Origin of the sequence: Acrocarpospora pleiomorpha, assembly GCF_009687885.1 — a bacterium.
Taxonomy (GTDB): Bacteria; Actinomycetota; Actinomycetes; order Streptosporangiales; family Streptosporangiaceae; genus Acrocarpospora; species Acrocarpospora pleiomorpha.
Map to the genome: position 1 here is coordinate 36,698 of NZ_BLAF01000032.1, position 8,410 is coordinate 45,107.

The 8,410-nt window shown below is 70.3% G+C and carries 7 protein-coding genes; 2 read left to right on the forward strand and 5 right to left on the reverse strand.

All coding sequences use genetic code 11. The features are described 5' to 3' along the window. Positions 1-4: 4 nt before the first annotated feature. On the reverse strand, positions 5-2,500 hold the full coding sequence (locus Aple_RS27085; protein ID WP_155347534.1) for a helix-turn-helix transcriptional regulator: 2,496 nt from the start codon (positions 2,498-2,500) through the stop codon (positions 5-7). 30 nt (positions 2,501-2,530) lie between these two features. Between Aple_RS27085 and Aple_RS27090 the strand changes: the two genes are divergently transcribed. After that, positions 2,531-3,619: a phosphotransferase gene (locus tag Aple_RS27090; protein ID WP_155347535.1), complete on the forward strand. Its 1,089-nt coding sequence runs from the start codon at positions 2,531-2,533 to the stop codon at positions 3,617-3,619. Here the strand turns inward: Aple_RS27090 and Aple_RS27095 are convergent. Then, complete coding sequence (locus Aple_RS27095) at positions 3,588-4,976, reverse strand: DHA2 family efflux MFS transporter permease subunit (protein WP_246264800.1); 1,389 nt, start codon at positions 4,974-4,976, stop codon at positions 3,588-3,590. The genes Aple_RS27090 and Aple_RS27095 overlap by 32 nt on opposite strands. A 113-nt stretch (positions 4,977-5,089) precedes the next feature. On the opposite strand from Aple_RS27095, the gene Aple_RS27100 reads away from it, so the two are divergent. After that, positions 5,090-5,797 (forward strand): TetR/AcrR family transcriptional regulator, encoded by a 708-nt coding sequence (locus tag Aple_RS27100; RefSeq protein WP_155347536.1) that lies wholly within the window; start codon positions 5,090-5,092, stop codon positions 5,795-5,797. Between the two features lie 82 nt (positions 5,798-5,879). Here Aple_RS27100 and Aple_RS27105 read toward each other — a convergent pair whose 3' ends face one another. From Aple_RS27105 to Aple_RS56375, 3 genes are all read right to left on the reverse strand, one after another. Then, entirely contained in the window at positions 5,880-7,337 is a 1,458-nt protein-coding gene (locus Aple_RS27105) for an ATP-binding SpoIIE family protein phosphatase (protein ID WP_155347537.1), read from the reverse strand. A gap of 5 nt (positions 7,338-7,342) precedes the next feature. Next, the gene (locus Aple_RS27110; RefSeq protein ID WP_155347538.1) at positions 7,343-8,008 is read right to left on the reverse strand and encodes a class I SAM-dependent methyltransferase; all 666 of its coding nucleotides are present in this window, start codon (positions 8,006-8,008) and stop codon (positions 7,343-7,345) included. A gap of 230 nt (positions 8,009-8,238) precedes the next feature. Next, on the reverse strand, positions 8,239-8,406 hold the full coding sequence (locus tag Aple_RS56375) for a helix-turn-helix domain-containing protein (RefSeq protein WP_373869639.1): 168 nt from the start codon (positions 8,404-8,406) through the stop codon (positions 8,239-8,241). Positions 8,407-8,410 lie beyond the last annotated feature (4 nt).

The window sequence follows — 8,410 nt, forward strand, 5'->3', positions numbered from 1 at the left end:
GGCGTTACTCCCGGCGCGTGTCCAGCAATTCGGCCAGCGCGGCCCGGTCGTTGACGCCGGTTCGCTCGTACACCGCGTACAGGGTGTTGGCCACGGTCCTGATGGACAGCACCAGGCGTTCGGCGATCTCCCGGTTGGTGAGGCCGCGCGCGGCTAGCACGGCCACCTCGCGCTGGCGCGGGGTCAGCCCGGGAATCTCCAGGTCGAGCAGGGCGAGGGTACGCGCGCCCTGGCAGCGCCGGGTCAGCGTCCAGGCGCGCGTCTCGGCCGACCGGGCGCGCCGGAGCAGGCCCGCGTCCCGGTAGGCCAGGGCTGCCTGGGCGGATGCCTCGGCCGCGTGCAGGGGCATGCCGAAGGTTTCGAAGCCGAGGGAGACCTCGTCCAGGTCGCCGGGGGTGGCGGCGGTCGCATGCCGTACCAGCAGGGGGAGGAGGGGGCCCTCGACGGCGAGTTCGGTGAGGCGGGCGGCGGCCGAAGGGTGGCCGAGGCGGACGAGGTCGTGCAGGCCGATCATGGCGTAGGTGGGGTAAGGGCTGGCGGCGACGGACAGGGCGGTCTCGGCCGCGCCGGTGATGTCGCCTCTGGCGGCGAGTGTCCAGACGCGGGCGAGCTGGAGCGGGACCTCAGTGGCGGGCCCGACGGGCACGGCCTGCTCCGCCGCCCGGGCCAGGGTGGCCTCGGCCGCGGCCACGTCGCCGAGCAGCGCCTGCGCGTGGGCCAATTCGCCCAGGCAGCCGCCGGCCACGGCACTTGTCCGCGGCAGCAGCGCGACCGCTTCGGCGGCGGCGGCCAGGGCCGCTCTGACCTGGCCGCCCAGCCGGAGCGCGGTGGCGCGGTAGGCGCCGAACTGGGCGCTGGACCTGGCCCAGTCGTCCTGGCTTCGGGCGTGGTCGGCGAGGCGCAGGGCCTCCGGCAGGTCGCCGGTCGACAGCGCGATCCTGATCTGGGCCTCGACCAGCGAGCTGGTCATGCTCGGGTAGAGGTCGGCGTCCGCGCCGAGCGTGGCCATCAGGTTCGCGATCCAGTTCCGGTAGTCCGTGGCCCGGCCGGCGGAGGCGAGCACGAGCGCCCGGGTAACGCCTCCGGCGCGGATCCCGCGCGGGCTGGGCGGCCCGAGCCGTTCGGCGGCGTCCAGGCGGGCGGTGGCGGCGTCCAGGTCCCCGCCGTACGCGGTGACGGCTCCGGCGACGAAGTCGAGCCCCTGCCGCGCGTCGACGCTGATCTGCCCGTCGTCGGCCGCGTCCAGCACCTGAAGCGCCTGGTCCAGCCGTCCCAGTCCCCACAGCAGGTTGAGCGCGCGCGTGGTCGCGCAGTCGACCCTGCGGTCGCCGGTCAGGCCGGACTCCAGCTCTCGGAACACCTCTTCGGCCTCGGCGTAGCGGTCCTGGTAGCTGAGAATGGTGCCGAGGCCGAGCCGCACGCTGAATCCGCCGCCCGCCTCGATGGCGGCCCTGGCCAGCCGCTCGGCCAGGGCCAGGTCGCGCACCGCCCTGGCCTGCTCGGCGGCGCGGGTGAGCAGGGCGGGGTCGCCGGGGGCGCCGCCGTCGAGCCGCCAGACGGCGACTCGGAGCACGTCCTCGCGGCGCCGCCCGCCGGTGGCCTCGATCATGGCGGCCAGCCGGCGGAGGACGGCGCGGGTGCGGAGCGTGCCGCACGAGTCCCGGATGACCTCCCCGTAGAGGGGATGCGCGAGCCGGACCTGCAGGCGCCTGCCGTCCGGCTGCACGGTGATGAGCTGCCTGTCCTCCAGCCGTTCGAGGACCGGGGAGTCCAGGCCGAGCGGTTCGCCGTAGGCGAGGAGTTCGACGACCTCGCGTTCCTCGGCGGTCAGGTCGCCGATGCGGGCGGCGATCGTCTCGCGCAGGGTGCTGGTCAGGGTCAGCGAGCCGTGCCAGAGCCAGAGGCCGCCGACGTCCCGCAGCACCCCGGAGAGCACGAGTTCGCGCAGGTAGAGCGGGTTGCCCTGGCTGGATTCGCAGAACCGGGCGAGGGTGGCGGTCTCGATCCTGCCGCCGAGGGCGGCGGCGAGGACGTCTTCGGTCTCGGCCGGCGAGAGCGGCTCCAGGTCGAGGCGGGGCACCAGGTCGTCCTTCCAGAGGGCGACCACCGCGTCCGGCGCGGCCGCTCCGGTGCGGATCGTGGCCAGGACCCTGACCCGGCCGTCCAGGACCAGCCGGTGGACGAGCGCGGCCGACACCGGGTCGAGCAGGTGCGCGTCGTCCACGACCAGGGTGGGCGCGTCGATCGCCGACGCCGCCCAGCTCAGCGGGTTTCCGGCGGGCGGGGTGGGCGGGAGCAGGTGGGCGAAGGCGCCGAGCGGGATCTCGGCCGCCGACGCGGTGGCGCGCACCCAGGCGACTCCGTCCAGTTCTTCGACGGCCTGGGATACTAGGCGGCTCTTGCCCGCTCCGGCGGGACCGGCCACGACAATCCCCCGCGAGGCCGACCGTAACGCCGCGAGCGGCGCCGATCGCCCCGCGAAGGGCCACGAGCTGGGCACTTGCCGAGCATATTTAAGTAGACCCTACTCATGCGAGCCGATTGCCTCGCCCAGCAGGATCAGGCCATGGACATCACCGAACTCGTGCGAACCAGCTTGGGCGACCCGGAGGCGGACATCGCCGAACAGCGGGTGGAGCCTATCCACCACCCGACCGGCATGTTGTCGACCGCGGGGCTGTCCCGTGTGTGCGGCACTACGACGACCGGGCGTCCGTGGTCGTTCGTGGTGAAGTCCATACAGTCCGTCAAACACTGGGCGGGGTTGGAGACGGTGCCGGAACACCTGCGGGCGGAGTTCGTGGCGAGCTTTCCGTGGCGTACCGATGTGGATGCCTATCTGGCGGACGAGCCGCTGCCGAAGGGGCTGCGGATGCCTCGCCTTTACCGGCTGGACGATCTGGGCGATGACCGGCTGGTCGCTTGGATGGAGGACGTCGAGGCCTGTACCGAACCGTGGGATCTGGACCGGTATCGGACGGCGGCTCGGCTGCTCGGCGAACTGGCGGCGAGCCGGCCGGCCACAGCGTCCGCGAACCTCGGGCTGCATGCGCTGTACCAGGGGCCGATCGTCAACCTTTTCCTTCCGGCGCTGGCCGATCCGACCACCTGGCGGCATCCGCTGCTTCCGGGGGGTGACGATCCCCTGCGTACGGACATTCTGGCCATCGCGGATCTGCTGCCTGAGATTATCCGGGTGGTCGACAGGTTGCCGTACACACACGTGCACGGTGACGCCAGCCCCGCCAACCTGCTGGTCCCCGTGGACGGATCGGCCGATTTCGTGGCGATCGACTGGAGCTGGGGCGCTCCGGCCGGTATCGGATTCGACCTCGGGCAGCTGCTGGTCGGACAGTCCCATGACGGCGTCACCGAACCGGAGGATCTGCCCGTAATTCATGACACGATCCTCGCCGCGTACACCGACGCGTTCGAAGCCGACGTGCGCCTCGGATACGTCGGCGCGCTGGTCGTGCGTAGCCTGTGGACCGCGCTTCCACTGGAGCGTCTGAGCGAGGAGCCGACCCCCGAACTGGCCGAGTTCTTCCGTAAGAGGGTCGGCCTCGCCCGTTTCATCACGGCGCTCTTCACGACACATGTACGGCCTTACGTGGCATAAGAAACGCCACCACCAGCGAAACGGCCATCAGCGCCCCGGCCATCCCCACCGTGACCAGGACCGCGCTCGCGGTGCCGTCGAACCGGCCGAAGAAAACCGTCCCTAGTAACGCCGTGCCGAACGCCCCGCCCAGTTGCTGCACGGCGGTGAGCGTGCCGGACGCCGAACCGGTCTCCTGCTCCTCGACCCCGGCCAGCACGATGTCGAAGAACGGCATCATGAACAGCCCGAGCCCGATCCCGGCCGCGAACAGCGGCGGCCCGAACTGCCAGGCGGTGATCCCCGCTCCCGCCGAGGTCACGATATATCCGGCCACGACCACGCCCGCCCCCATAACCAGGGCGCCGAGCTGCACCGCCGTACGACCCAGCTTGGCGGCCAGGCCCGCCCCGCCGATCGCGAAGCCGAAGATGGTGCCCACCGCCATCGGCAGCGCGGCCAGACCGGCCTGCAGCGGCGTGTAGCCGAGCGCGGCCTGCGTGTAGACGCTCCACACCAGCGAGAACCCGATCATCCCGGCGAAGAACAGCAGCCCGGCGACCAGCCCGGCGGTGAAGGCGCGCTTGCGGAACAGCTCGGGCACCACCAGCGGGTCGCGCCCGGCGCGCTGCTTGCCGATCTGATGCCGGGCGAACACGGCGAACACCAGGACCGAGGCGGCCATCGAGGCGAACGTCCACACCGGCCAGTCCAACTCGCGACCCTGAATGAGCGGATAAATCAGCAGAAACGAGGCCGCCGTCACCAATCCCATCCCGGTCACGTCCAGCCGGGAGGCGTGCGCGGAACGCGACTCCGGCAGGAACACCAGCGCGGCGGAGAACGCGGCCAAGCCGACCGGCAGGTTGATCAGGAAGATCATGCGCCAGCCGGTGCCGAAGAAGTCGGCGTCCACCAGCCAGCCCGCCAGCACCGGCCCGCCGACCGAGCCCAGCGCGATGACCGGCCCGAACGCCCCCATCGCGGTGGCCATCTCCTTGGGCGGGAACATCTCCTTGATCAGCCCAAGGCCCTGCGGGATGAGCACCGCGCCGAACAGGCCCTGCAGCACCCGGGAGCCGACCAGCATCTCCGGCGACTGCGCCAGGCCGCACAACACCGAGGCCGCGGTGAAGCCCAGCGCGCCGATGAGGAACATGCGCCTGCGGCCGTAAAGATCGCCGAGGCGCCCGCCGGTGATCAAGCCGACCGCCATGGCCAGGGCGTATCCGGCGCCCAGCCACTGCATCAGGCTCGCGCCGCCGCCCAGGTCGGCCCGGATCGCCGGGGCCGCGATGGTGGTCACCAGCGCGTCGAGCACGTCCATGACCTCGGCCGCGAGGATGACGAAGAGCGCGGCCCAGCGCCATCGATACATGTCGAACTCCATTCGTTGAACGAACACTGTTCGTCTCGTTATAAGGGTGAACAGTGTTCGTGTCAAACAGTGTTCGTTAGGGGAACGGTGTTCGAACCGGATACGGTGCTCGCATGGACGTGCCGACGCCGCCGTGGCGAACCCCGAGAAAGACCGCGCGCCAGCAGCTCAGCCAGGACCTCCTCGTCCGTACAGGCCTGCGCATCCTCGACGAGGAAGGCCTCGAAGCGCTCAGCATGCGCCGCATCGCCCAGGAACTCGGCACCGGGCCCGCCTCCCTGTACGCCCATGTGGCCAACAAGGAAGAACTCCTTGAGCTGATCTTCGACGAGGTGGTCGGCGAGATCGAGGTCCCCGTCGCCGACCCGGCCCGCTGGCGCGACCAGCTCAAGGCGCTCTGCTGGCACATGTACCGCGTGCTCGGCTCACACGCCGACGTCGGCCGCCTCGCGCTCGCCAGCATCCCGGTCGGCCCCAACGCCGCCCGCCTCTCCGAAGGCTTCCTCTCGATCATGCTCGCGGGCGGCCTGCCCCCCCAGATGGCCACCTGGGGACTCGACCGCCTCTACCTGTACGTCACCTCCGACGCCTACGAAAACTCCCTGTTCCTGGCCAAACAGCGCGCCAGCGGCCTCGAACCCGACAGCTGGGCCGACCAGTTCTTCGGCCAGGTGCGGACCTACCTCAGCGAACTGCCCGCCGACCGGTTCCCCAGCCTCACCAGCAACGTGGACGCGATGATGCGCGGCGACGGCGACGAACGCTTCGAATTCGGACTGGAGATGCTGCTTCGCGGCCTCGACAGCTTCCGCGACTATTAATCAGAAACCCGGCCCATAGCCAGCCGCATAGACGCCGACCAGGCAACTCACCGCCGCGGCTGTCCAGATCACGACTTTCTAATTAAATCGCCAGCGCGAACCAGACGGTCTTCCCGCCCGCCACCCGGCTGGTCCCCCACCGCGCCGCCAACTGGCTGACCAGGTAAAGCCCCCGGCCGTCCTCGTCAAGCCCGCCCGGCTCGCGGAGCACCGGCATCCGATGATCGTCATCGCTCACTTCGCACAGCAGCACATCGGTCCGCAGCAGCCGTACCGTGATCGGCCGCGGCGTGGTGCGCACCGCGTTGGTGACCAGCTCGGAGGCGAGCAGCTGCGCGGACGACACCAGATGGTGGAGTCCCCAGCTCTCCAGCGTCCGGCTGACCAGCCCGCGCACCCGGCCCGGCGTGGTCACCTGCGGCTCCAGCATCCACTGCGCCACATCCTGGCTGGGAATGCCCTTGAACCGGATCGCCAGCAGCGTGACGTCGTCGCCGTGCCCGTCCGGGATCAGGCTGTCGGCCAGATCCTCGATCGGCTCGCCCTCCGACAGGCGCCGGCGCAGCCGCTCCACGCCCAGCAGGATGTCCTCGCCGCGCTCCTCCACCAGCCCGTCGGTGTAGAGCACCAGCATGCTGCCGTCCTGGACGGCGATCTCCATCGTCTCGAAGGGGGTGCGCCCCAGCCCGATCGGCGCGCAACTCGGCGGCGCGAGCACCTCGGCCTTGCCGTCCGAGGCCACCAGGATCGGCGGGAGATGCCCGGCGCTGGCGATCGTGCAGCGCCGCAGCACCGGGTCGTACACGCAGTAGACGCAGGTGGTGATGGTCTGCGCGGCCAGCCGCTGGGCCATCTCGTCCAGCGAGTGCAGCACCTGCTCGGCGGGCAGATCGAGCGAGGCCAGCGTCTGCACGGCGGTCCGCAACTGCCCCATGATCGCGGCGGCGTCCAGCCCGTGGCCCATGACGTCGCCCACCACCAGCGCGACCCGGCTGCCCGGCAGCGGGATCACGTCGAACCAGTCGCCCCCCACCCGGGCCACGGCGGGCTGGTAGCGGAAGGCGATCTCCAGCCCGGGTAACTCCGGCGGGCGGCCCGGACGCATCCCCCGCTGCAACGTCTCGACCGTCTCCAGCTGCTGCCGGTGCAGCCGGCCGTGGAAGATCGTCAATGCCGCGGGCACTCCGAGCTGCCCCGCCACCTGCACGTCCGCGTCATCGAACGGGGTCCGTTCGCGTTCCCGCGCGAGTACGGCGCAGCCGATCGCCTTGCCGTACGCGCGAAGGGGCACCACCAGCGTGCCATCGGCGGTCAGGGCCGGTTTGATCTGGCCGTCGTCCTCGGCCCACCGCGCGGGCAGGCGCCCGCGCGGGTCGATCCGGTGCTGCGCGCCGCCGTCCAGGTAGACGGCGGCGGCGTCGGCCATTCGCGGGACGACGGCCTCACACAACAACCGGGTGGCCTGCTCGGGATCGAGACTGTCCCCGATCGCCCGCATGGCCTCACTGAGAGTCTCCCCGTCCCACGACACGGGTTTCACTCGGCTCAGAACTGGTTGCGGCGGCAGTTGAGGAACAGCTGGATCTCCGGCGGCGCCTGGGTGGTGGCCGGGGCGTAGGAGATGTCGGTCTCCAGCACGACCGAGAACCCGGCCTCCTCGATCACGGCGCGCAGGTCGTCACGCAGGTAGCCGGTCACCCGGACCGGAGCCCCGAGGAACTGGAAGGGCACGTCGTCGAGGTCGATCTCGACCATGCTGAGCGCGAGCACGCCACCCGGCGTAAGCACGTCGTGGATCTTCTTGAGCGCGCGCGCGATCTCCTCGCGCGGCAGCATGAGCAGCACGAAGAACGCGACCACCGCGTCGAACCGGCCGAGCGAGTCGTCCAGATCGGTGATGTCGCGTTCGAGGAAGGTGCCCTCGGGGACGTTCTTGCGTGCGATGTCGAGCATGACGGGCGAGATGTCGATGCCGACGACCTCGCACCCCGCCTCGGCGAACTGCTGCGCCGTCGGGGCGCCCGTGCCGCAGCCGACGTCCAGGACGCGAGCCCCCGGCTGAAGCTGTTTGATCAGCCACTCACCAGCGGCGATCTGCCCTTCCTTGTGCGGAAACGCGTCGTCGTAGCGGGACCCGATGCGATTGAAGGCCTCAGCCTGCAGCGCACGGTACTCCTCGCGGGAGCTTCCCGACTTGGATTCAGTTGTCATCTATGCCGCCATTGTGATCAGCCGTCGTCTGCCCACTCTTAGATAGGGGCACATCGTACACAAGTCAAGATATATCGGCGTAAATTCAACGTTTCCGGCCCACGACGTGCACGATTACCAGTAACATGCCGGAATTGGACAGTCAAGTCCCGTGTCAAGGCCAGGTTTCCCACCCCGCACTACTTTCCCACCATTTCCCGGGATAGCCCAGCCGTGGCACCAACTTGTGGCTACCCGAAGCTCAGCAGCCCCGCCCCCACAACGGCCCGCCCGAACACCCGCGCCAACTCGGCCAGCCGCTCACATTCCCCATCATCCAGTACGGCATACGCGGGAAACGCCAGCACATCGGTCCGATCCTCAATCCCCTGCCGGAACACCCGCCCCCGCTCCGTCAACGCG

Coding starts and splice junctions, on each gene's coding strand:
- Aple_RS27100 (WP_155347536.1), top strand. CDS start 5,090: ATGGACGTGCCGACGCCGCCGTGGCGAACCCCGAGAAAGACCGCGCGC.
- Aple_RS27095 (WP_246264800.1), bottom strand. CDS start 4,976: ATGTATCGATGGCGCTGGGCCGCGCTCTTCGTCATCCTCGCGGCCGAG.
- Aple_RS27110 (WP_155347538.1), bottom strand. CDS start 8,008: ATGACAACTGAATCCAAGTCGGGAAGCTCCCGCGAGGAGTACCGTGCG.
- Aple_RS27090 (WP_155347535.1), top strand. CDS start 2,531: ATGCGAGCCGATTGCCTCGCCCAGCAGGATCAGGCCATGGACATCACC.